Annotated in this window: 15 protein-coding genes and 4 tRNA genes; 7 read left to right on the plus strand and 12 right to left on the minus strand. The window is 66.8% G+C overall.

Annotated elements, in window-relative coordinates; genetic code table 11:
- Positions 1-15: 15 nt before the first annotated feature.
- Positions 16-1,668, plus strand: a complete 1,653-nt coding sequence (locus tag TsocGM_RS02640; protein ID WP_126723765.1) for a PPC domain-containing protein — start codon at positions 16-18, stop codon at positions 1,666-1,668.
- A 109-nt stretch (positions 1,669-1,777) separates the two neighbouring features.
- Here the strand turns inward: TsocGM_RS02640 and TsocGM_RS02645 are convergent, their stop codons facing one another.
- Together TsocGM_RS02645 and TsocGM_RS02650 are read right to left on the minus strand one after the other, a co-directional pair.
- Positions 1,778-3,232: a DUF1501 domain-containing protein gene (locus tag TsocGM_RS02645; RefSeq protein ID WP_126723766.1), complete on the minus strand. Its 1,455-nt coding sequence runs from the start codon at positions 3,230-3,232 to the stop codon at positions 1,778-1,780.
- A 23-nt stretch (positions 3,233-3,255) separates the two neighbouring features.
- Positions 3,256-5,721 (minus strand): PSD1 and planctomycete cytochrome C domain-containing protein, encoded by a 2,466-nt coding sequence (locus TsocGM_RS02650; RefSeq protein WP_126723767.1) that lies wholly within the window; start codon positions 5,719-5,721, stop codon positions 3,256-3,258.
- Between the two features lie 370 nt (positions 5,722-6,091).
- On the opposite strand from TsocGM_RS02650, the gene TsocGM_RS02655 reads away from it, so the two are divergent.
- From TsocGM_RS02655 to TsocGM_RS02665, 3 genes are all read left to right on the plus strand, one after another.
- Positions 6,092-7,381, plus strand: a complete 1,290-nt coding sequence (locus TsocGM_RS02655) for a hypothetical protein (RefSeq protein ID WP_199756687.1) — start codon at positions 6,092-6,094, stop codon at positions 7,379-7,381.
- Between the two features lie 513 nt (positions 7,382-7,894).
- Positions 7,895-8,635, plus strand: a complete 741-nt coding sequence (locus tag TsocGM_RS25725; protein ID WP_158633339.1) for a GTPase — start codon at positions 7,895-7,897, stop codon at positions 8,633-8,635.
- 105 nt (positions 8,636-8,740) lie between these two features.
- Positions 8,741-10,198 (plus strand): hypothetical protein, encoded by a 1,458-nt coding sequence (locus TsocGM_RS02665; RefSeq protein WP_233578201.1) that lies wholly within the window; start codon positions 8,741-8,743, stop codon positions 10,196-10,198.
- A 46-nt stretch (positions 10,199-10,244) separates the two neighbouring features.
- Here TsocGM_RS02665 and TsocGM_RS02670 read toward each other — a convergent pair whose 3' ends face one another.
- The 3 genes from TsocGM_RS02670 to TsocGM_RS02680 are packed head-to-tail and all read right to left on the minus strand — an operon-like array spanning position 10,245 to position 11,351.
- Positions 10,245-10,475 carry a hypothetical protein gene (locus TsocGM_RS02670; protein ID WP_126723771.1) on the minus strand — a complete coding sequence of 77 codons (231 nt, stop codon included), beginning with the start codon at positions 10,473-10,475 and terminating at the stop codon, positions 10,245-10,247.
- A 27-nt stretch (positions 10,476-10,502) separates the two neighbouring features.
- Positions 10,503-11,060 carry a hypothetical protein gene (locus TsocGM_RS02675; RefSeq protein WP_126723772.1) on the minus strand — a complete coding sequence of 186 codons (558 nt, stop codon included), beginning with the start codon at positions 11,058-11,060 and terminating at the stop codon, positions 10,503-10,505.
- Between the two features lie 18 nt (positions 11,061-11,078).
- Positions 11,079-11,351, minus strand: a complete 273-nt coding sequence (locus TsocGM_RS02680) for a WXG100 family type VII secretion target (RefSeq protein WP_126723773.1) — start codon at positions 11,349-11,351, stop codon at positions 11,079-11,081.
- Between the two features lie 219 nt (positions 11,352-11,570).
- Between TsocGM_RS02680 and TsocGM_RS02685 the strand changes: the two genes are divergently transcribed.
- A tRNA-Val gene (locus TsocGM_RS02685) sits at positions 11,571-11,644 on the plus strand.
- A 337-nt stretch (positions 11,645-11,981) separates the two neighbouring features.
- On the opposite strand, the gene TsocGM_RS02690 is transcribed toward TsocGM_RS02685, so the two are convergent.
- The 7 genes from TsocGM_RS02690 to TsocGM_RS02720 all read right to left on the minus strand — a co-directional run bounded on the left by TsocGM_RS02690 (position 11,982) and on the right by TsocGM_RS02720 (position 18,963).
- A tRNA-Leu gene (locus TsocGM_RS02690) sits at positions 11,982-12,064 on the minus strand.
- 295 nt (positions 12,065-12,359) lie between these two features.
- Complete coding sequence (locus TsocGM_RS02695; RefSeq protein WP_126723774.1) at positions 12,360-13,607, minus strand: aldo/keto reductase; 1,248 nt, start codon at positions 13,605-13,607, stop codon at positions 12,360-12,362.
- Positions 13,608-13,711: 104 nt separating this feature from the next.
- Entirely contained in the window at positions 13,712-14,863 is a 1,152-nt protein-coding gene (locus tag TsocGM_RS02700) for a bifunctional 2-methylcitrate synthase/citrate synthase (protein ID WP_126723775.1), read from the minus strand.
- Positions 14,864-14,897: 34 nt separating this feature from the next.
- Entirely contained in the window at positions 14,898-15,797 is a 900-nt protein-coding gene (gene prpB, locus TsocGM_RS02705) for a methylisocitrate lyase (protein WP_126723776.1), read from the minus strand.
- Positions 15,779-17,305 carry an MmgE/PrpD family protein gene (locus TsocGM_RS02710; RefSeq protein WP_126723777.1) on the minus strand — a complete coding sequence of 509 codons (1,527 nt, stop codon included), beginning with the start codon at positions 17,303-17,305 and terminating at the stop codon, positions 15,779-15,781. The genes prpB and TsocGM_RS02710 overlap by 19 nt, the downstream gene beginning before the upstream one ends.
- A 694-nt stretch (positions 17,306-17,999) precedes the next feature.
- Positions 18,000-18,070, minus strand: a tRNA-Gln gene (locus TsocGM_RS02715).
- An 821-nt stretch (positions 18,071-18,891) separates the two neighbouring features.
- A tRNA-Cys gene (locus tag TsocGM_RS02720) sits at positions 18,892-18,963 on the minus strand.
- Positions 18,964-19,190: 227 nt separating this feature from the next.
- Between TsocGM_RS02720 and TsocGM_RS02725 the strand changes: the two genes are divergently transcribed.
- Positions 19,191-20,048, plus strand: coding sequence for a prephenate dehydrogenase (locus TsocGM_RS02725; protein WP_126723778.1), 858 nt, complete (start codon positions 19,191-19,193; stop codon positions 20,046-20,048).
- 423 nt (positions 20,049-20,471) lie between these two features.
- Positions 20,472-22,541, plus strand: a complete 2,070-nt coding sequence (locus tag TsocGM_RS02730) for a tetratricopeptide repeat protein (protein ID WP_158633340.1) — start codon at positions 20,472-20,474, stop codon at positions 22,539-22,541.
- Positions 22,542-22,662 lie beyond the last annotated feature (121 nt).

Consider the following 22,662-nt stretch of genomic DNA (forward strand, 5'->3'; position numbering starts at 1 on the left):
CGGATCTGAGCCCTCATGAGCCTGCGCACCACCGCCCTCCTGCTCTCGGTCGTCGCCCTGGCCCCCCTTGCCCCGGTGGCGGCCGATGCCCCCAAGGTTTCCTCCTTCTACCCCGGCGGCGCCCGGCGAGGAGATACGGTCCAGGTGCAGGCCGAGGGCTCCTTCAAGCCTTGGCCCGTCCAGGTCTGGGTCGACCGGCCCGGCCTCATGTTCGAGCCCGGGGAGGAAGCCGGCCGCTTCTCCGCCACGGTCTCCCCCGACGCCTCCCCCGGGGTCTACTGGGTACGCCTCTACAACGCCGAGGGCGCCGCTCCCATCCGGCCGTTCGTCGTCGGTACTCTTCCCGAGATCATCGAAGCCGAGCCGAATGACGCCGGCGATCAGGCCCAGGCCATCGGCCCCGAGGCGACCGTCATCAACGGCAAGTTGCAAAAGTCGGGGGACGTCGATACCTTTGCCCTTCCCCTCGATTCCGGCCAAACCCTCGTGGCCGCTCTGGAGGCGAATCGCCACCTCGGCTCGCCGATGGACGGCGTGCTCCAGATCGTTTCCCCCCTCGGCTTCGTCCTCGACCACGCCGACAACTCCCCGACGCTCGATCCTGGCCTGACCTTTACCGCCCCTTCCGCCGGCACCTATCTCGTCCGAGTCTTCGCCTTCCCCGCCGAGCCGAACAGTTCGATTCGCTTCGCCGGCGCCGAGGACTATGTCTATCGTCTCACTCTGACGACGGGCGGCCTCGTCGATCTCGCGCTCCCTTCGGCCGTCTCGGCCTCCGGGATCGAAGCCGCTCCGGATTCCCTCCCCGTGGGCTGGAACCTCCCCGTCGAGGCTGCCTCTCTGACGACCGCCCCGGCCTCCGGGCGGCGCCGGGTCGCCTGGGATGACAACCTCGCAGGCTTCGCCCAGCTCGACATCGTCGAGATCCCCGTCGTGCTCGAACCTGACGCCGACGATCCTCCCCCCATCCCCGCCCCCGCCCTGGTCTGCGGCCGTCTCGACATCCCCGGCCAGGTTGATACCATCCCCCTCCGCGCCCCCGCTGGCGCCTCCCTTTCCCTACGCGTCGAGGGCCGATCGCTCGGAGCCCCCATTGATCCTGTCCTCCGGATCGTCGACTCTTCGGGGGCCCAACTCGCCGAGGCCGACGACTCCCGGCGCGATCCCGACCCCCAGGCGACCGTTACCGTCCCCGCCGATGGCCTCCTGACGGTTTCGATTCGGGACCTACACGGCCGGGGAGGCCCCCGATACCTCTACCGCCTGGATGCCCGCGAGGTCGCTCCCCGCCTCGTCGCCTCGGTCGCGGCCGATCATTTCGAACTCAATCCAGGTTCACCGCTTGAGATCGCGGTCTCGATCGACCGACAAGACGGCTTCGACCGCACCGTCACCTTCGCCGCCGAGGGACTCCCCGACGGCGTCCGGCTCGAATCCGCCACGTCCGAGCCGGAAGGCGACTCCTCGAAGAAGGTGACCCTCCGTCTCCTGGCCGTCGACGTCTCCCCTTGGTCAGGCTCCGTGCACCTGCTTGCCCTCGATCCCGATGGCCAGCCGCTCCAGCCGGTCGAAGCCTCCCGCCTCGACGGCTCCCTGACCGAAGACCTCTGGCTCACCGTCCTGCCCGCCACCGACTCGACTGGCGAGGCTGATGCCGACGGGTCGTGAAGAGCGACCCGAGATGGTGACGCGACGGGCCTTGAGCTGCACTCTGTGAGGATCGGAAGCCTCCGCGGTTCCGAGCCCGATCGCGACTCACCCCGAGGCGGGTCCGTGGTCAGGCGAGCAGCTTCTCGACCACCCGGCCGCCAACGTCGGTCAGCCGGAAGTCCCGGCCCTGGAAGCGGTAGGTCAGCCGGGTGTGGTCCAGGCCCAGCAGATGGAGGATGGTCGCTTGGAGGTCGTGGACGTGGACTCGGTCCTCGATCCCCGAGAACCCGAACTCGTCTGTCTCCCCCAGAGTGAGCCCCGGCTTCACACCGCCGCCGGCCATCCACATTGTGAAGGCGTCGGGGTGGTGGTTCCGGCCAATCTTCTCGCGGACCTCACCCATCGGTGTCCGGCCGAACTCCCCCCCCCAGATGACCAGCGTGTCCTGGAGGAGGCCTCTCGCCTTCAGATCGGTAACGAGCGCGGCGCAGGCCCGATCGACGTCCCGGCAGACGGTATCGAGCGAGTCTTCGAGATTCTCGGTCGGGCCGCCGTGGTGGTCCCAGTTGGTGTGGTAGAGCTGAACGAACCGGGTCCCCCGCTCGACCAGCCGACGGGCCAGCAAGCAGTTGGTGGCGAAGGAGGGGACGCCAGGCTCGACGCCGTAGAGGTCGAGCGTGGCCTTCGATTCCCCGGAGAGGTCGATCAGTTCGGGGGCGCTGGTCTGCATCCGAAACGCCATCTCGTAGGAGGCGATCCGGGTGGCGATTTCTGGGTCCCCGGTCGAGTCCAGCCGCCGCCGGTTGAGGTCGCCGATGGCGTCGAGCGTGGCGGCCTGATCGGCCGGGGACACTCCTTCGGGCCGGGAGAGGTCCAGGATCGGCTCGGGGCCGTTTCGAAAGGGCACACCCTGATAGGCGGTCGGAAGGAAGCCGCTTCCCCAGAGGACCGAGCCTCCTCGCGGCCCTCTGGGACCGGACTGGAGGACGACAAACCCGGGCAGGTCGTCCGCCTCGCTCCCAATCCCATAGGTGAGCCAAGCCCCCATGCTCGGCCGGCCGAACTGGGTGGTTCCCGAGTTCATGTACAGCTTCGCGGGCGCGTGGTTGACCGGCTCGGTCCAGACCGATTTGACGAACGTCAGGTCGTCGGCCACTCGGGCGGTGTGCGGGAGGCACTCCGAGACCCACGCTCCGCTGTCGCCGTGGCGGGCGAACGCTCGCCGGGTGCCGAGGAGCCGGGGGGGTTCCTTGGCGAACGTGTCCATGAACGCGAAGCGCTTCCCCTCCAGGTACGACGAGGGGATCGGCTGATTGTGCAGCCGTTGGAGCTCGGGCTTGTGGTCGAACAGCTCGAGCTGGCTCGGGCCACCGGCCATGAAGAGGTAGATGACGCGCTTCGCCCTCGGCTCGAGGTGGCCAGGGCGGGGGGCGAGGGGGTCGTTGGACCGCGACCGTCCCACGTCTCGGGCCGGGGCGTTGCCGCCGAGGATCGACCCGAGGGCCATCGAGCCGAGCCCGATGCCGCACCGTTCAAAGAAGTGCCTGCGGGTTGATCGGAGCAAGGGGGGGAGGTCGGTCATCGGTTCGCTCTCGACGGGCGGGGTCATTCTCGCGTGATGAACTCGTCCAGGTTGAGCAAAACCCGGGCGACCGCGGTCCAGGCCGACCGCTCCGCGGCCTCGGGGTCAGCCCCCGCACCCGAGTTTCCCAAGGCATGGGCACGCTGGCCCTCGAGCAACTCGGCCAGCCGGGCCGACTCGGCCTCATCGGGATGGCGGGCCAGGCAGAGGCGGAAGGCCAGGTCGATCCGTCCGGCGTCATCCGTCGGCCCCGTCGCGAGCACCCGGTCGGCCAGGGCCGAGGCGAACTCGAAGAATGCCTCGTCGTTCAAGAGCATGAGGGCCTGGAGCGGAGTGTTCGATCGGGCCCTTCGCGTGCAGGCGAATGTGCCATCGGGGGCGTCGAAGCCAACAAGCAGGGGGTGGGGAGTCGCTCTCCAGAAGAAGGTGTACATGCCCCGTCGGTATCGGTCGGGCCCCTGGTCCGCTGTCCAGCCGCGGTCGACCTGGCCGAGGCTCATGACCCCGTCGGGCTGGGGGGGGAAGACGCTGGGGCCGCCGATCTTGGGATGGAGCAGCCCGGAGGCGACAAGCGCCGAGTCTCGAATCAACTCCGCCTCGATCCGGAGTCGGGATTGCCGGGCGAGCCTCCGGTTGCCTGGGTCGATCTCCGAGAGTTCCGGCCGATGGGCCGACGCCTGGCGATACGCGTTCGAGGTGAGAATCAGTCGGTGGATCGCCTTCTGGCTCCAGCCCCTTGCGACGAACTCGGTCGCGAGCCAGTCGAGCAGCTCGGGGTGCGACGGCGGCGTGCCCTGCGTACCGAAGTCCTCGCCGGTCTCGACGATCCCCCGCCCGAAGTAGGCTTGCCAGATGCGGTTGACCGTGACTCTCGCCGTCAGTGGGTTGGCGGGATCGACGAGCCACCGGGCCAGGTCCAGGCGATCCGGTCTACCGGCCGACCTGCTGCGGAGGGGGGGGAGGACCGAGGGTACGCCTGGCTCCACGACCTCGCCCGGCCGGGTGAAATCGCCCCCCATGAGGAACCGAGTCTCCCTTGGGCTCGCCTGCTCGCGGACGACCATCGTCGTTGGGATGCTCGGCAAGTCCGCCTTGATCTTCTGGAGAGCCTCCCGGTGCGGCGTCACCTCGGGCGCGTCGGACTGATCGATGAAGGCGGCGAAGACAACGCGGTTCGCCTCAGGGGTCCGCTTGTCGAACGGAGTCGCGTCGAACGCCTCGCGGACCTCCTGCGATTGCCGTTGCCGGGCGGGAGCGTCGAGGTTCTCCTCCCACGACTTCTGGATCGCCAGCAACTTCGGGTCGCGCTCGATCTCGGAGAGGTAATCGGCCACCTGCCGCTCGATCTCCTCGCGCCGGGCGATGTCCTCGGGAGAGGCGACGGGGATCGTCGGCTCGTCCACCGAGTTCAGGAAGGCGAACAGGCGGTAGTAATCGACCTGAGAGATCGGATCATACTTGTGGTCGTGGCACTGGGCGCAGCCGACGGTCAGGCCAAGCCAGACGGTCCCCGTCGTGTTGAGCCGGTCGATCACCGACTCGATGCGGAACTGCTCGCGGTCAATGCCCCCTTCCTGGTTGATCGGGGTGTTCCGGTGGAACCCGGTCGCGACGAGCTGCTCGGTGGTCGCCCCGGGACGGAGGTCGCCAGCGAGCTGATCAAGGGTGAACTCGTCGAACGGGAGATCGCGGTTCAGGGCGTCGATGACCCAGTCACGATAGAGCCAGATCTCGCGGGGGGCGTCGATGCTGTACCCGTTGGAATCGGCGTACCGGGCCATGTCCAGCCAGAGCCGTCCCCAGCGCTCGCCGAAATGGGGGCTGGCCAGAAGGCGGTCAATGAGGGCCTCGTAGGCGTCGGGCGAATCGTCGGCAAGGAACGCGTCGACCTCCTCGGGGGTGGGAGGCAGGCCAATGACGTCGAGGCTGGCTCGGCGGATGAGGGTGACCCGGTCGGCCACCGGAGAGGGAGCGATACCGTCACGTTCCAGGGGGGAGAGAATGAAGCGATCGATCGGATTGCGGCACCACTCCTCGTCGACGACCGGCGGCGGTTCCACTCTGCTGGGGGGAGAGAAGGCCCAGTGCCCCTCCCAGGGGGCTCCCTGCTCGATCCAGCGGCGGATCAGGTCGATCTGGTTTCGGGAGAGCGATTTGCCCGAGTCGGGGGGCGGCATCCGGTGCTCGGCGAGCTCCTCCTCGATCCTGAGGAGGACCTCGCTCTCTTCCGGACTCCCCGGGACGATCGCGGCAAATCCGCCGAGGTCGGCGGTGGCTCCATCGACGGTGTCGAGCCTCAGGTTGGCCTTCCGAGCGTTGGCGTCCGGACCGTGGCAGGAGAAGCAGGAGTCGGCAAGAATCGGTCGGATCTGCCGGGAGAAGCTGACCGGTTCCTCCGCCCGCCCGCCAACCGGCGCGAGCAGGCCCGCGGAGGCGAGGAGGAGCGTGCAGAGTCGGGCCGGGGCTCGGCTCGGTTGCGGTCGCGTCATCGTCTCGGGGCTCCGAACCGGGGGAGTGAGCAACGGAGAGGTTTATCGTATGTTGAGCGTATCGTTCCGGGGCACGCTCGGCAAATGGATCTGTCGTCGCGGACGCGGACCATTGGTTCGACCGACCCGACGACGAGTGAGTCGGGGACGAAGTGTCATCAAGTCGAATCCGATCGGTTCGGTGTGTCATCGAATCGGATCCAATCGGATCGGCCGGGACACGGGCCCCGGCGTTCTTCGCGGTTTCACCGGAGGGCGGGTCATGGAGAGCGTTCGAAGGTCAATCACTCGTCGAGCACTCCTCGGTGGCATGGCGACTGCCTTCGTCGCGTCGGGGAGGGTCAGGGCGGCAAGCCGATCCGAGTTCCACATGGCGACCTTCTCGGCCGACGTGACCATCCCGATCGGCCACCCCTGCATGGGGGGCGGGATCGCCCCGGCTCGGGAGGTCGTCGATCCGCTGCTGGCGAGAGGGATCGTCCTGCTGGGGGAGGATCGACCGCTGGTGCTGGTGGCGGTCGACTGGTGCGAGATCCGGAATGACGCCTACGACCGCTGGCGCTCGGCGCTCGCCGAGGCCGCAGGCACCGATCCGAGCCGGGTGCTGGTGAGCAGCGTCCACCAGCACGATGCTCCCGTGATGGACCTGGAGGCCGAGCGGCTCCTCCGAGAGCAACGTGCCGAGGGCAGCGTTTGCGACCCGGCCTTCCACGATCAGGCCCTCCGCCGGGTGGCTGCCGCTCTGAAGGACGCCCTCGGCTCGGCTCGTCGCGTCGACGGGATCGGCACGGGGACAGCGAGGGTCGATCGGGTCGCATCGAACCGTAGGTACCTGCTGCCGGACGGGAGCCCCTCGTTCGGGAGGACCAGTGCCACCCAAGACGAGTACGCTCGGGAGCAGCCCGAGGGGACGATCGACCCGATGCTCCGGACCCTGAGCTTCTGGGACGGTGATCGTCCGGTGGCGGCGCTGCATGCCTACGCGGTGCACCCGATGAGCTACTACGGGTCGGGCGGCGTCTCCAGCGACTTCGTCGGGAGGGCTCGGGCGCTGATGCAGGAGGATCACCCTGAAGTCTTCCAGATCTACCTGTCCGGATGCAGCGGCAATGTGACGGCGGGGAAGTATAACGATGGCTCGACGGAGAATCGGCCAGTGCTCGCCGATCGGATGTACCGGGCGATGAGGGCATCCTGGGAGGCGACCCGGAGAGGGCCGCTGGAGCGGGTCGGGTTCCGATCAACTCCGCTCACTCTGGCGCCGAGGGACGATGAGGGCTTCTCGGTCGCCGAGCTCAGGGATCGACTCGCGAACGACTCGAGGCCCTTCGGTCAATGCCTCGCCGCGATGGGGCTGAGCTGGCGGTCTCGCTGCGAGCAGGGGAGACCGATCGACTTGCCCGTGATCGATCTCGGGCCCGCTGTCATCCTCCTGCTCCCGGGCGAGTCCTATGTCGAGTATCAATTGCTCGCCCAGCGACTCCTCCCGGATCGGTTCGTGATGGCCGTCGGTTACGGCGAGTGCGCCACGGGGTATGTGCCGACCGATCGGGCTGTCGCCGAGGGGGACACGAATCTCCTCGACTGGTGCTGGGTGGCGCCGGGTGCCGAGGCTGTCCTCGCCGAGACGATGGCGAAGGCAATTGGCGCAAAGACGTGAGTGCTCATGCGAGCGATTTTATCATTGTTCAGTCGGATGTCCATTTCTTCGGATCAGGCGATCACGAGGCGGTACTGATTGATGGCACGGCAGGTCGGATCGACACAGGACGGCCCTCGGGTGAGCCTGCTCACCGCCGAGTCGAGGGGAGCGATCGCCGTCATCCGAGTCTGGGGCCAGGGAGCGGTCGGGGCCGTGGACGAGACCTTCCGGCCCCTTCATGGGGAGAGGTTGTCAGTGACGGAGACGGGGAGGCCGCGGGTTGGTCGCATTGGCGTCGGGACGGGGGACGAGGTGGTCGCCTTGCGAGTTGATGGGCCGATCGGTCCCGAGGTGGAGTTGCAATGCCACGGGGGACCGGCGGCGGTGGGGCTGGTCGTTGGGGCACTGGAAGCGGTCGGGGCCTCACGGTCGACCGCTGAGGAATGGATCGTCACCCGATCGGAGTCGCCACTGAGGGGGCAGGCGGAGTGCGATCTTGCTCTGGCGGAAACGGCCAGGACGGCGGAGATCTTGCTGGACCAAGCCGCCGGGGCGCTGGACGAGGAGCTGGGAGATCTGGCCAGGCGCTGCGAATCGGATCCCGAGGGGGCGGTGGAGGGACTGGGCACGCTGCTCCGGAGGTCGGGAATCGGCGTCCGGCTGCTCGGTGGGTGGCGAGTGGCCCTGGCGGGGCGGCCGAATGTCGGGAAGAGTCGATTGCTGAACGCAATGGCCGGCTTTGGCAGGGCGATCGTTTCACCGATGCCAGGGACGACCCGAGACGTGGTCACGGTGCGGACGGCCGTTGACGGCTGGCCGATCGAGTTGTCCGACACTGCCGGGCTCCGGGAGACGGACGACCCGATCGAGGCCGGCGGCGTCTCGATGGCGAGGACGAAGCAAGATGGCGCCGACCTGGTGGTGCTGGTCCTTGATCGTTCGGAGCCACTGACCGTGGCCGACCGTGCCCTCATTGCCGACAGCCCGGGGGCCTTGATCGCGTGCAACAAGGCCGATCTTTTTGCGACCTGGGAGCCGGAGGAGGCCTGGGGGACGGTGGCGATCGTCTCGGCCGAGCGGGGAGACGGCCTCGGCGACCTTCTCCGCCGGATCGCCGAACGGATCGTCCCCGCCCCCCCCGATCGTGGGATGGCCGTGCCCTTCCGCCCCGCTCACGTCCGGCTGCTTGGCCGGTCTCTCCGGCTCCTCCAGGGCGGCCGTCCCCGGGCGGCGGCTCGAGCCCTGGATCGGCTGCGTCGGGTCGGGTGTTGAGCAAGAAGGGATCAGGGGGGCTTGCGATCTGGTATCGGCCGACGGATCATCGGGCGTCTCCCAGGCCGAAGGGTATCTCGATCGCTCACATTGGAGTGTATGATGATGCATCGAATAACATTCGTGTGGATCGGGTCCGCCGTGGCGGCGATCGCGCTGGCCGGGCCCCTGGCGATCGCGGCCGATGCGCCCGACCGCCTGCTACAAGCAGGCGCGGCGATGAGTAACATCACGCCACCGCTGGGAGAGCCGATCGTGGGCGGTTGGGAGTCACCGCCCGCGACCCACATTCACGACGAGCTGAACGCCCGTTGCCTGGTACTCGACGACGGGGAGACGACCCTGGCGATCGTGCTCTGCGACAACGTGGGGATCAGCCGGGATATCCTGGACGCAGCCCGGGCGCTCGCCGAGGAGGCGACTGGAATCCCTGGCGATCATATGCTGATCGCCTCGACGCATACCCATTCGGCCACTCCCGCGAGGGGGATGGACCGGCTGGCGACCTCGGGCGAACTGACCGGTTACCCGAAGTTCCTGGCGGGTCGGATCGCCGACGGCATCGCTCGAGCCGCCCGGAACCGAGAGTCGGCCCGGATCGGCTGGGGCTCGGTCGACGTGCCGGGCCAGGTGTTCAACCGACGATGGTTCCTCAAGCCTGAAACGGTGCTCCCGAACCCGTTCGGCGGCACTGATCGCGTGAAGATGAACCCCCGACGGGGCGATCCTGACTTGCTCGAGCCGGCCGGGCCGACCGATCCGGAAGTCTCCATCCTTTCGGTTCAGTCGGCCGACGGCAGGCCAATCGCACTGCTGGCCAACTACTCGCTGCACTATGTCGGTGGAGTCCCGGCGGGGCACGTCTCGGCCGATTACTTCGGCGTCTTCGCCTCGAGGATTCAGGAGTTGCTGGGGGCCGATGGGCAGGATCCGCCATTCGTGGGCATCCTGAGCAACGGGACGAGCGGCGACGTCAACAACATCGACTTTCGATCTCCCGGAGAGCGGCTGGCCCCCTACGAGAAGATGCGAGCGGTGGCCGACGAGGTGGCGGTGGCCGTCTCCCGGGCGCACCTCGGAATCGCGTTCCGGGATTGGGTCCCGCTCGGAGCCGCGACCCGAGAGCTGACCCTCGCGGCCCGCGTCCCCAACGCCGAGCAGATCGCCTACGCTCGAGAGATCCTCGACCGGCCGGCTGATGCGAAGCCCTACCACTCTCATGAGCGGATCTACGCCGAACGCGTGCTCCGAGCGGCGGAGGGGCCCGTCTCGGTGTCGATCCTGCTTCAGACTCTCAGGATCGGCGACCTGGGGATCGCGGCCATCCCGTTCGAGGTGTTCGCGGAGTCTGGCCTGGAGATCAAGCAACGCAGCCCCTTCAACGACAGCTTCACGATCGAGCTGGCGAACGGGTCGTACGGATACCTGCCCACGCCCCGCCAGCACGAGCTCGGAGGCTACGAGACATGGCTGGGTACGAATCGGGTCGAGATCCAGGCGTCCGAGAAGATCGAAGACGTGATCATCGATCTGTTCGGAGAATTGAAACGATCCTTCCCCTGATCGCTTTCCGAGTCGGCCGCCCCTCGAAGAGGCCGGGGCGGCCGGCTCATTCGCTCGGGCCGATCTCGCGGATCATCCGGGCGAGGAATTGTTGCAGATCGTCGATGCCGTGCAGCGCCTGAGCAACGGCCTGTTCGAGGGGGACAAGTTGCTTCGTCTCGAAGTCTCGGCTGACGGGATCGTCCCACTCCTCTCGGGAACGGTCCCACTGGGCCCGAAGCGCCTTCAGGTCGTGTTGCAACTTCGAGGCGCCGGCGGTGATGTTACCGGGTCGCATGGCCAGTGACTCCAGCGGGGGGACGGCTCAGGGAGAATCGATCGGGGGGTCTTGTCCGACGGAATCGGGCCGCGACGACGGTCTGCCGGAGGTTTCCCTGGGCGGGGCGGTCCCGACGTAGGCCTCGAGCGAGAGGATCATGCGGTCGAGCATCGCGAGCATGCGCTCGACGTCGATCGAGGCGGCATCCGAGAGCGCGCGGGTCCGTCCGTGGTACTCGGCCAGCGCATGCTGGAACTGGGGGACCCAGCGTCGGATTGCCCTGAGCTTGCGCTCGGCCTCCTCGATGCGCTGTTTGCACATCCTCAGCGCTTCTTTCTCCTGGGAGACATCGGGGACGAAGCCGTCGGTGCGCTGGAGGTTCTTCCGGTGAAGCGATGACCGGGCCTCCACCATGCGCTGGTCCCAGAGCCGAATCTGAGACTTCCAGTAGCGCGGCTGATCGTGTTCGAGCCAGTCACGGACGCGCCTCAACTCGATGTCGATGCCTCCCAGCGCGTTCCGGGCCCCCTCGGCGAACTCGACCAGTGCGGCTCGGAACCGACTCAGGGCCTCGATCGAATTGACCCGGGCCTGTCCGGCCATCTCCGTTCTCCGATCGGATCAGCGCTGCTGCAGGTAATCCTCGATCTTCTCCGCCTTCTTCATCAGGAAGGGGACGTGCTGTTCGGACGCCTGCACGAAGCGGTTGACAACGTTCATCGTCTGACGGAACTCCTCGACGAACTTGTCGTGCTCTCGGTCCCGCCAGGTGGCACCGAGATTGTTGAGCTGGCCGTTGAGCACAGTCATCCGGCTGACCAGGTCGTTGTTGAACTGCTTGAGGCTTTGGGCGAACCGGCGCAGCTCGGCCGGGTCGACGTGCGCTTGGGGCATGGTCGAGGGCTCCGGGAGGGAGCGAACGGGAATCGTCTCACTCAAGCCTATCGGTGCGGAGACTGGGGGTCAAAGTAGCCCCACCCGGTTTCCCCGTCCGACGGATCATCTCCCTTTGGATCCACAAGGGAGGAGTCCAGAGGTCACAGAGCAGAGGGGACAACGACGCTTGATTCCGGGCGATCTCCGGAATAAACTACCGAAGCGAACGAAGAAACCGGGCGGCTAGCTCAGTTGGTTAGAGCGCCATCTTCACACGGTGGAAGTCACTGGTTCGAGTCCAGTGCCGCCCATTCTAACCCCTCTGGCCTTCAAGACTTAGGCCGTCAGGATTTGGGGTGAAATCGAGAGGGATCAACCGAGGGTACAACCCTGTCCGGTTCACCCACTCACCGACGCTCGATCTAAGCCGAGGTCGTCAGCCATAGTGCTGAGGACGTCGGCTCTTTTCGTCGAGAGTACTATCAGGAACTCAACGGTGAGTGGCAGGGCGATCAGCCTCTGCTTCGATTGTGGAAGCAGAGGTGCGATAGGGAGGCCATTGGTCACTCCAATGCCACCCCAACGATGTTGCCATCCCGTTACGACGGGCGGCGATTCACGTCGATCCGAGTCGCCGTAAGTCGTTAGTACCGAAGGTGGGACTCGAACCCACACCCCCTTGCGGGGACCGGATTTTGAGTCCGGCGCGTCTGCCATTCCGCCACTTCGGCCCGAGGCGAACCTCGTCTGGCTCTCTCCCCGATCGGATCGATCTTACCATACCCGAGCCAGTTCCGGTAGAGTCTGCGGAGACCGAGGAGATCGCTCCGAACTGGATTCCGACAGATCCCTGACCAGGGACCAGTGGCCCCCCGGTTGCTCAGCGACGGGGTCTGATCGGCCGGAATCCTCCTGCAAGCGCCGGGGGGACCGGGTGACACATGGGTGCAGGGTCCTCCAGAAGTCGATACCCGAGCCCAAAGGAGGGTCCCGGCGCCGCCACCGGGAGCGGCGCCGGGGTGGGACTCAGGAGAGTAGCCGATCGACTTCGGGGAGGAGGCGAGCGAAGTCGAGGTGGTCAGGGCAGGAGGCCCGAGCCGCCTCGAGGTCGGCATCCGACCAGTCTCGGGCGGAGGCGGGGAGCATTGCGTACTGGCGTCGAGCTTCCGAGCGGTCGCCGAGATGGCGATAGTAGGTCAAAAATCGCGTCAGATCCCCCAGCGAGGCCCGAGTCCGCCCGGCCAGTGAGCATCGGCCGTCGCAATTCCCGCAGAGAGATGGGCCGTGGGCGCGGCTGGCGTCTCGGAGGCGGTCCAGGTCTGCGGTCTCGATCGGCTCGAAGCGACGGGCGGCATCGACATTCTCGCGGATCTGCTCGGTGTTGCGCATCGAGCAGCAGACGGTGCTGATTCGCTCGTCGCTCCAGATCGCGTGCAGCAGCCCCTGGAACGGGGTGAGTTTGCGTTCCTGGAGCATGGGGACGCGGCGGACGACGTCGTCGAGGATGTTCCCCTCGGGCTTATCGCCGAAGAACTGGCCGGCGATCTGCTTCATGGAGATCAGACCGATTCCCTTCTCCCAGCACGTGTCGAGCGCCCGGTTCAGGGGGGAATCCTTGTCGAGCCAGGGGCGGTACTGGAGCATGATCGCGTCGACGATGCCGGCCTCGGCGGCCTTCTGGATGATCGTCGCGCGGTCCTTGTGGTGCGACGAGAAGCCGACAAACCGGGCCTTGCCCGACTTGCGGATCGCCTCCGCCGTCTCTTTGAACTCGCGTCCGGTCACCATGTTGATCGCGTCGTCGAGCGAGTGGTCGTCTCCCAGGCCGTGGATGAAGAAGAGGTCGATGGAGTCGGTCCCCAGGGCCTCGAGGCGCTGGTCGAGCATGCCAAGCAGTTGTGAGGGGGTGCGCGGCATGTCCTTGGTGACCAGGAAGATCTGCTTGCGAATCTCGGGATCCTGCTCGAACCAGCGGCGGAGGTTCGGCTCGGTGCCGTAGACCTTGGCGGTGTCGAACATGCGGATGCCGCTGGCGAAGGCGAAGCGGAGGATCCGGTCGTAGCTCGGTCCCCGGATGGCCCCCTGGTCGAGCATGGTCACCTGCACGCCCGTTTTCCCGAGCGTTCGGGTGGGGATGACCCCGTTCGGCTGCGCCTCGGCACGATCCTGGGCCGGGAGGGCGGGGGAAGGACCCGCCAGAGTCGCCGCTGAGGCCAGCGCCCCGGTCTGGAGGAACGTCCGACGATCGGTGCGATGCGCCGATACCTCGCTCATGGGTCCGATCTCCACGCTCATTGATGGGTCGGGGTGAAGTCGATTCCGGAGGGTTGATCATCACCGGGCAGCGACACCGCGTCCAGTCCGATCCGGACACCGGATCAGGGGAGTGGACCGGTGCCTCTTTCCTCCAGGGGCACGACCTCGCGCTCAGGGGGGCCGACATACGCACCCAGCGGCCGCACGATCCGATTCGACGCGAGTTGCTCGGCCACATGGGCGCACCAGCCGGCGACCCGGGCCATGGCGAAGATCGGCGTGAACAGGGCGGAGTCGAACCCCATCAAGGCATAGGTCGGGCCGGCCGGAAAGTCGAGGTTGGCTGGGATCCCCGTTCGTTCCCGCATCGTCTCCTCGACAACGTCGGAGATGGCGATCCAGCGGTGGTCGCCGACGGCCGCCGCGACGCGGTCCCGGTAGCGCTTCATCGTGGGGACCCGAGAGTCTCCCGACCGATAGACCCGGTGGCCAAACCCCATGATCTTGCGGCGATCGGCCAGCGCGGCCAGAACCCAATCCCTCGCCCGCTCGGGAGAGCCGATCTCGACGAGCATCCGCATGACCGCCTCGTTCGCCCCGCCGTGGAGCGGCCCCTTAAGGGATCCGATTGCGGCGGTGACCGCCGAGCAGAGGTCTGAGAGCGAGGACGCGACAACTCTCGCCGTGAAGCTCGACGCATTGAAGCCATGCTCGGCGTAGAGCGTCAGCGAGGCGTCGAAGGCGCGGACCAGCTCCGGTGATGGAATCTTGCCAAAGCACATGTGGAAGAAATTTTCGGAGAACGGCAGGTCATCCCGGGGCGGGATCGGCTCTTCACCCTTCCTCAGCCGGGAGTCGGCCGCGACGATCGTGGGCATCGCGGCCAGGAGGAGCTCGGCCTTGCGGACGATCCCCACCGCGTCCTCTTCCCCTCGGAGCGGCCCCGTCATTCCCAGGTAGCTGACCGCCGTCCGGAGCGCGTCCATTGGCAGATGGCCGGGCGGGCTTGATCGAAGGAGGGCGATCGTCCCCTCGTCGATCGGTCGATGTCGCCGCTCCCGGTCGCAAAACGCACCGAGCTGCTCGCGGTCAGGCAGGTCGCCGTGGAGCAGGAGGTACGCCACCTCTTCGAACGAGCAGCGATCGGCCAGCTCGGCCACCGGATAGCCCCGGTAGAGGAGCATCTGCCGCTCAGCGATGACCTCGGAGATCGCCGTCTCGTCGAAGACGACTCCTTCGAGCCCCTTCTTGACACGGATCGCCTGGCCGTCCATCGCTGCCCCTTCCCCCGGCCCGTTGGCCGGTCCGTCACTCGGGAGTCGAGAAGTCGAAGAGATCGCGGTCGAAGGCGGTGTATGCTTCGTAATCGAGCAGGGCGTACAGGTCGCGGCGCGTCTGCATCGCACCGATCAGACCCACCTGGGTCCCTTCGTCAGCGATCCGCCTCAGGCCCGACTCGACGGCGAACATCGCCAGGCGAAGCGCCGAGACGGGGTAGAGGACGATGTTGTACTCCAGCTCTCGGAGCGTCGAGACGGGCAGAAGCTCCGACTTGCCGAATTCGGTCATGTTGGCAATCAGCGGGACGTCGACCGCCTCGCGATACCGCTCGAACTCTCGTCGATCGCGCAATGCCTCAGGAAACAGCGCGTCGGCCCCCGCCTCGATGTAGCGATGTCCACGCTCGATCGCCGCGTCGATTCCTTCCATCGCCGCCGCGTCGGTTCGGGCGATGAGCAGGAAGTCGGGGTCTCTTCTCGCGTCGGCGGCGGCCCGGATCTTCCTGGTCATCTCCTCGACGGGCACGATTTGCTTGTGGTCGAGGTGACCGCAACGCTTCGGGTTGCGCTGGTCTTCGAGGTGGCAGCCGGCCAGGCCGAGATCCTCGAGCACCTGGATCGTCCGGGCGACATTCAAGGGTTCCCCGAAGCCGGTGTCGACGTCCACGATTGCCGGCAGGTTCGACACTCGGGCGATCTCGTGGCCTCGCCTCGACACCTCGGAGAGCGTCGTCAGGCCGACGTCCGGCAGGCCGAGGTCGGCCGACAGGACGGCTCCCGACACGTAGATCCCCTCGAATCCAATCCGCTCGATCAGGAGTGACACCAGCGGCGAGAACGAGCCCGGGAAACGGAGAAGTTCTCCGCTGGCCAGTGCCGATCGCAGCGATCGGCGCTTTTCCGAGGAGGTCAGTCGGGCGTGGAGCATGAGAAGATCCCCTCTCGGGTCGGGCCGTCGTGGCCGAGTCGGGCTTCGGGAACCTCGATCGAGAGCCGATCCAGCTCCCCGGCCTTGAGGTCCCTCAGGGCGGAGCACGCATCCAGGAAGCGACTGGCTTCCGCCGGCTCCGCGATCCCCTCGGTCAGTCGACGGAACTTCGAGAGGTACCCCTCCCTCGCGAACGGGCGACGCCCCCGGGGATGAGCGTGCGCGACGTCCAGTTCAGCCTCAATCAGGTTCCCTCCTCGCATCCGGATCTCGACCCGCCCGCCGAACGCCTTTCGCGCCGGGTCGGGGTCGTGGTATCGGGTCGTCCAGGACGGATCCTCGACGGTCTCGATTTTCCTCCAGAGCCGCACCGTCTCCGGCCTGGAGGCCCGCTCGGGAGTGTAGCTGCGGATGTGGTGCCACTCCCCGTCTTCCAGGGCGACGGCGAAGATGTACATCGCACTGTGGTCGAGCGTCTCCCGGGTGGCCGACGGGTCGAACTTCTGAGGGTCGCCCGAACCGGTGCCGATCACGTGATGTGTGTGGTGGCTGGTCGCGATCCGGATGGACTCCACCTGCTCCAGGTCGGGGATCCGAGGGCGAAGGTCGAACGCCAGATCGATCAGCGCCTGCGCCTGGTACTCGGCCGAGTGTTCCTTGGTGTAGGTTTCCAGGATCGCCCGCCGGGGTTCGTCGTCGCCGGGCAACCCGATGCAATACTCGGCATCGGGCCCGTCCAGGAACCGGGCGATGACGCTGTCCTCCCCCTCGTAGATGGGCGAAGGGCTTGTCTCCCCCCGCATCGCCCGGTCAACGGCCTCAATCGCCAGCTTGCCAGCGTGGGCGGGCGCATACGCCTTCCACGAGGAGATCACCCCCTTACGAGATTGCCTGGAGGTGATGCAGACATGCACCGCCTGCTGGATCGCTTGGTAGATCGTCTCCGTCTCCAGGCCAAGAAGCGCCCCGATGCCTGCCGCCTGGGCGGGACCGAGGTGCGCGATGTGGTCCACCTTGTGAGCGTGCAGGCAGATCGCCTTCACGAGCGCGACATGGACCTCGTAGGCCGTCACGATTCCCCGGATCAGGTCCGATCCCGATCGCCCGCACTGCTGAGCGACGGCCAGGAGGGGGGGGATCGAGTCGGCCGGATGTGCGTAGTCGGCCGCGAGGAAGGTATCGTGCATGTCCAGTTCGCGGACCGCCGTACCATTGGCCCAGGCGGCCCACTCGGCATGAACCCTCACGGCCGAAGGCAGACCGAAGACGGTTGCCCCCGCCTCCCGCCGATGCGCCAATGCCTGTTGCCGAGCCGAGCGCACCGGGTGCCGGTCCAGGGCGGCGACCGCCACCGCCGCGTTGTCGATCACCCGATTGACGACCATCTCGGCCACATCCGGCTCGACCTCGGGGCCTGCCGAAGCGACCCTCGCTAGGCGCCAGGCGAGTTGCTCCTCCCGAGGTAGTTCGCGGGAAGATCGGCAGACTCGCACTTGATCGTATTCCATCGGTTCCACGCCGCTCCGACTGGCTTCCCTCCGGTTCGTCCAGGAGGTCATCATAGGAGACGTCGGATCGTCGTGAAAGGGGATGGCTGTCGCACCTCACCATCGAGGAACGACCTGGGACGACCAATGGCCCGCGATCCCTCACCAGGGCGTGAACCGGGCGTTCCGAGCACACGGGAGCGAGAGCGCAGAAGTCGCAGGCCGGACTCGAACCGGGGAAGGACGAATGGGGTCAGGAGACGAATCCATCCCCTTCGGTGCGACCGTTCGAGGAAGATACAGTCAAACGTTTTCAATCACATGCGAACGATTCGGTATACGTTTCTAGATCGCGCAAGCGGTGATGCCCATGCCAAACCCGCGACCAATTCCCGAACGCGGAACAGGACGAGACTGTCCTGCTCGTCCATCAATTACTCGGTCTTCATTTGTCGATTGGCATGCCCCGCGACCGGCACATTGCGGTCCGAGGGGACGAACCGAGGCCCGCCCGTTTGATGTTGTGGTTGATCCGGTGGGGCCATTGGGGGCCTCTCACTTTGCCGACCACCCAGTTCCCCTCTCGATTCTCATGACGTGTGGTGTTCCAGAGCCCTTCGAGGTCTTTCAGGGCACGGATCCTCGCAGTCGAGGGACGGCTCACGTCATTGCGGCGCATAAAGAAACCCGCCCCTTTCGGCGGGTTCCTTCGGAGCTGGGGAACTAGGATTCGAACCTAGACTACTTGATCCAGAGTCAAGCGTGCTACCGTTACACCATTCCCCAATGATTGCCGACCTGCCGATGGAAACAGGCGATCGCTGAGTCGGGTTGTATTGGAAGAGTCGAAACCCCAAGAAGTCAATGAGACGACTCGCCCGAAACAGTCGGCGTCGATTGATTTCTTTCCGTTGTCCTGATGGGCTTGCGTCAAACGGGGCCTCGGAGTACGACTTCAGATCGAAATCAAAAGCCCCTCGTCGACCTCATGGCGGCGATTCTACCAAGGTCCGCCCATCGTCGACAAGGCGCATTCGTTCTCGTAACCTGCTCCTCCCGCTCGGTCACCGGCCGAAGATGGTCCTGCTGGCCCCCTCGAGCAGGTGGGTGGTGGTTCGCTCGTTCTTCGAGCTTTCGGAAGCGGTCGTCGGCGAGGGACCCGTTCGTCATGGCGACCCATGCGACATCCGGCTCTGACAGGTGTCCGGACCGGATCACGCCTCGCGATCTCGGGATTGGGTCGCCCTCGGGAGCGGACTCCGGGGCGAGACGCGTCGTCGCCTGACCCGGTCGGGTTCCGGCTCGATGCCGACAGATCGGTGTACGTCTGCGAGAGCACCTACACGATAAGAGAATCGACGCATCGCCGAACAACCGATCACTCCCGCCCTGGCCTCCAGGTGTTTACCGCCATGCTGACGCGGAAGACGGCGAACATGCTCTGCGCCGAGCCGGCCGATGCCGGGACCGACGTCTGGGGCGCCTCGGGTCGGGTCCCTGGCTCCCTTCGCTTTCAAGCGAATCACCGATGCGACGGAAGGCCCCGCCAACAGCGCAAAACAAAACCTGAGACGGACTTGGACGCCTCGGGTCGGTCTGAGTCGGAAAGGCGCCGCCCGGATTCGAACCGGGGAATAACGGATTTGCAATCCGCTGCCTTACCACTTGGCTACGGCGCCGAGAGGGAGTAATTTACATCACACCCTCGCCAAGATCAAGCGGGCACCGGATGATCACGTCCTCCGGACTGTCTCCTGATGCGACACGGAGAGGGAGCTTCTGGTCGAAACCGCGTTGGCCCGAGGCCGAGGCGGATCGCCAGCCGGCGAGGCGGCCATTGAGGGCATGATCCAAGGGCGGAGCCTCGATCGATCGGGCCGAGGATCAGGACGGCTGGAGACGCACATTGGAGAGGTTCGGGACGGTTGCGATCGCGGGGGTCGGGCTGATCGGGGGGTCGATCGGCCTGGCGCTGAGGCGCAAGGGGCTGGCCGATCGGGTCATCGGTCTGGGGAGAGACGCCTCCAGGCTCGACGAGGCGAAAGGACTTGGGGCGATTGATTGCGGGACGACCGACCCGGCCAGGGCGGTGGCAGAGGCCGAGGTCATCGTCGTCTGCACGCCGACGGATCGGATCGCCACCGATATCAAGTCGCTGGCAGCGGTCGCTCCCGAGCATGTCCTGATCACGGACGCGGGTAGCGCGAAGCGTCGGATCGTCGAGGCGGTTGAGGGCGATATCCGGGCGCGGGAGGTCTTCGTGGGTGCCCACCCGTTGGCGGGCTCGGAGCGGCGGGGGGCCGTCGCCGCCCGGGCCGACCTCCTCGATGGGAGGGTTTGTGCCCTCACCCCAACCGGGAGGACGCCGGCCGATCGAATCGAGGCCGCTCGCCGGTTCTGGACCGGCCTCGGCTGCCGGATCGTAGTCCTCGATCCGGACGATCACGATGCGGCCCTGGCCCGGACGAGTCATCTTCCCCATGTGGTCGCCGCTGCCCTGGCCTCCAGTGTCCCCGAACATTGCTTGGAGCTGGCTGCGGGCGCGTATCGCGACGGGACCCGAGTGGTGGCCTCGGATGCCGATCTCTGGGTCGCGATCTTCCGGGAGAACGCAGTGCATCTGCTCGAATCGGTGGCTGAGTTCGAGGCCGCGCTGGGTCGCTTCCGGGACGCGATCGCCTCGGATGACCCCGAGACGCTCCGATCGCTCTGGGTGACAGCCAGGGAGCGTCGGAGGTCGTTCGAGGACGGACCCCCGGCGTGATCGGCAGCCCTCGTCCCGGCCTCCGCCATCGAACGACAACCCAGACGCCCTGGCCATTGGTCGGACATCGGGTGAGATCTTGCCGGTCTTGGCACCCCGGGCGGGGCCGTGATACGATGAAACTGAGTCGGTCCGAGGTTGAGTCCAACACGCAACTCCCCCTGAGCCGGTCCCGGCCCCCGAATTCGTGGCGAGCCAGAGGGATGCGAGGGTTCAAGACGTCGTGACGACCCCCGACCAAGGCCCGGGATCAGTGGAGGATCGCCCAGGATTATGATCGGCTCGATTTGCCTCCACGCGTTCGCGATGACTCTTGCCTGGTTCCTCTTCCCCTCCGGAGGAGATGACGGATCGGCGCCCGCCGAGCGGCCCAGATCCCAGGCGCCTCCCACGGTGTCGCCCCCGGAGATCTTCGTCCCCCGGGTGCCGAGGACCTCCCAGGAGGTCGAACGGCTCGATGCCTTACAACGTTATGCCGCGGCACGGGCCCTCGAAGCCCGTCGGGAATGGAGTGATGCGATCGAGTTGCTCGAACAGGCCCGGGAGGCCGATCCGGACTCGGTCGCGATCCTGCGCCGGCTGAGCCGACTCTATTTCGGACTTGGGGGCTTCGGACCGGATGGGGAGGATCGCGTCCAGAAGGCCATCGAGACCGGGACCGCCGCGATCCAGGCCGATCCCGAAGACGCCGAGACGATTCGGCGGCTGGTCCGTCACTACCGTGCCAACAACGACCTGGCCGCGGCCGAGGAGTTGCTTCAGTCTGTGCTGGAGAACCCCGAACTGCCGGGGTTCTGTCTCACGAGACTGGTCGTCCTCCACGAGCTGGGCCGGCTCTTCGTCGACCAGCAGCGCCCCGACCTGGCGGTCTCCCCGCTGGAACAGCTCGTGCGGGCGCTCGACTCCAGGGAGGCGTTGCGGCTTACCCCGGCCCAGGTGCAGGATGTCCTCGGCGAGGACGAGGCCGATGGCTACCGTCGTTTCGGAGAAGTCTTCTTCAACGCCGGTCGCTACGACCTGGCCATCCTCGCGCTGCGTCGCAGTCTGGTCTACGACCCCGAGAGCACCCAGACGCCGCTTTACCTTGCTCAGGCCCTCCTCCGGGCCGACCGCGCCGAGGAAGCCCTCGCCGTCCTCGAACCCGTGATCTCGGAGCACCCGCCGGGCCGAGTGCCGTTCGATGTGCTTGCCCAGGTGCTCACCGCCCTCGACCGTACCGATCAAATCATCCCCCGGCTGGAGGAAGCCTCCGAGGCCAGCCCCGACAACTACCTGCTGAAGTACGCCCTGGCGGAACGCTACGAGCAGGAGGGCCGGGTCGAGGAGGCGAGGAGGCTCTACCTGAGCATCGGCGAGCAGTCGAACCAGGGGTTGGCCACGCTCGCCCAGTCGTACCTCGAGTCGGAGAAGTTCGAGGAGCTGCTCCAACTCTTCGAAACCTCCGGCGGGCAAGGTGGGGGGAGGGCGGCGATCGAGCCCCAGATCCGGCTCATCGCGACCGACCCCGAGGTCGCCGATGCCGTCATCGACGCGGGGTTGGAGATGCTCCAGGCCGATCCTCCTCGGCTCGGACCCGCTGGGCTGGAGTTGCTGTCCGAGATCGCTTCCCTGGCCGAGCGGACCGATCGCCTGGTCACTCTGGATCGGCTCAACCTCGAACGCGATCCCTCTCCCCGGAATCACCTGGAGCTGGCCGACTCCCTCGCCGCCGCCGGGAGGGCCGGAGAGGCGGTCGACGTTCTCGAACAACTGATCGCCCGGTTCCCCGAGCTTGGCGAGCAGCCCCAGTTGCTCGCCCGGGTCGCCGAGCTGCAGTTCGAAGCCGGCCGGATCGAGGACGCTCTCGCCAACGGCCGGAAACTGCTCGAACGGGAGCCCAACGATCTGCCCCTCCTCCAACTGGTCGGCTACGCCCTCCAGCGGCTCGGCCGGTTCGAGGAGGCGCTGGCCCTCTACGACGAGATCCCGGAACGATTCCGGGGGAATCCCGAGGCGATCCGGCTGGCGAAGATCTGGAAGGCCAACACCCTGGCTGCCTCCGATCGCTTCGAGCAGGGTGAGGCCATCCTCCTTCAGCTTCTCGAGGAACAGCCCGGCGACCCCTGGATCAGCAACGACCTCGGCTACCTCTGGGCCGAGCGTGGGATCAAGCTCGATCGGGCGGAGGAACTCATCCGGACTGCGGTCGAGGCCGATCCGACCAACAGCGCCTATCTCGACAGCCTCGGATGGGTGCTCTACCAGCAAGGGAAGGTCGAAGAGGCGCTCGTCCCGCTCCAGGAGGCCGTTGACCTGCGCCCTTCCGCGGTCAACCTCGACCACCTCGGCGATGTCTATTTCGCCCTCGGCCGCCGAGACGAGGCCCGGGAGGCCTGGAGACGGGCCGCCGACCTCGCCGATGATGCCGATCCTCCCGACCCGTCCCTCGCCTCCATCCGAGAGAAGCTGAGGGCCCTCGGCGACGAGGAGCCCGCCGAAGCGGCCAACCCCTGACCCGATTCCCCTATCGAACCGAGTTCCGCCCCGAGGCGGGCACCGTAGCCCTGACCGGGCCCGATCCCCCGGTCGGGTCGCACTGTGCCCGCCGTCGTCCTTGGGGCGGAGCGACCGACCC

The organism is Tautonia sociabilis, from assembly GCF_003977685.1.
GTDB lineage: Bacteria > Planctomycetota > Planctomycetia > Isosphaerales > Isosphaeraceae > Tautonia > Tautonia sociabilis.

Coding starts and splice junctions, on each gene's coding strand:
- TsocGM_RS02640 (WP_126723765.1), top strand. CDS start 16: ATGAGCCTGCGCACCACCGCCCTCCTGCTCTCGGTCGTCGCCCTGGCC.
- TsocGM_RS02645 (WP_126723766.1), bottom strand. CDS start 3,232: ATGACCGACCTCCCCCCCTTGCTCCGATCAACCCGCAGGCACTTCTTT.
- TsocGM_RS02650 (WP_126723767.1), bottom strand. CDS start 5,721: ATGACGCGACCGCAACCGAGCCGAGCCCCGGCCCGACTCTGCACGCTC.
- TsocGM_RS02655 (WP_199756687.1), top strand. CDS start 6,092: ATGGCGACCTTCTCGGCCGACGTGACCATCCCGATCGGCCACCCCTGC.
- TsocGM_RS02665 (WP_233578201.1), top strand. CDS start 8,741: ATGCATCGAATAACATTCGTGTGGATCGGGTCCGCCGTGGCGGCGATC.
- TsocGM_RS02670 (WP_126723771.1), bottom strand. CDS start 10,475: ATGCGACCCGGTAACATCACCGCCGGCGCCTCGAAGTTGCAACACGAC.
- TsocGM_RS02675 (WP_126723772.1), bottom strand. CDS start 11,060: ATGGCCGGACAGGCCCGGGTCAATTCGATCGAGGCCCTGAGTCGGTTC.
- TsocGM_RS02680 (WP_126723773.1), bottom strand. CDS start 11,351: ATGCCCCAAGCGCACGTCGACCCGGCCGAGCTGCGCCGGTTCGCCCAA.
- TsocGM_RS02695 (WP_126723774.1), bottom strand. CDS start 13,607: ATGAGCGAGGTATCGGCGCATCGCACCGATCGTCGGACGTTCCTCCAG.
- TsocGM_RS02700 (WP_126723775.1), bottom strand. CDS start 14,863: ATGGACGGCCAGGCGATCCGTGTCAAGAAGGGGCTCGAAGGAGTCGTC.
- prpB (WP_126723776.1), bottom strand. CDS start 15,797: ATGCTCCACGCCCGACTGACCTCCTCGGAAAAGCGCCGATCGCTGCGA.
- TsocGM_RS02710 (WP_126723777.1), bottom strand. CDS start 17,305: ATGGAATACGATCAAGTGCGAGTCTGCCGATCTTCCCGCGAACTACCT.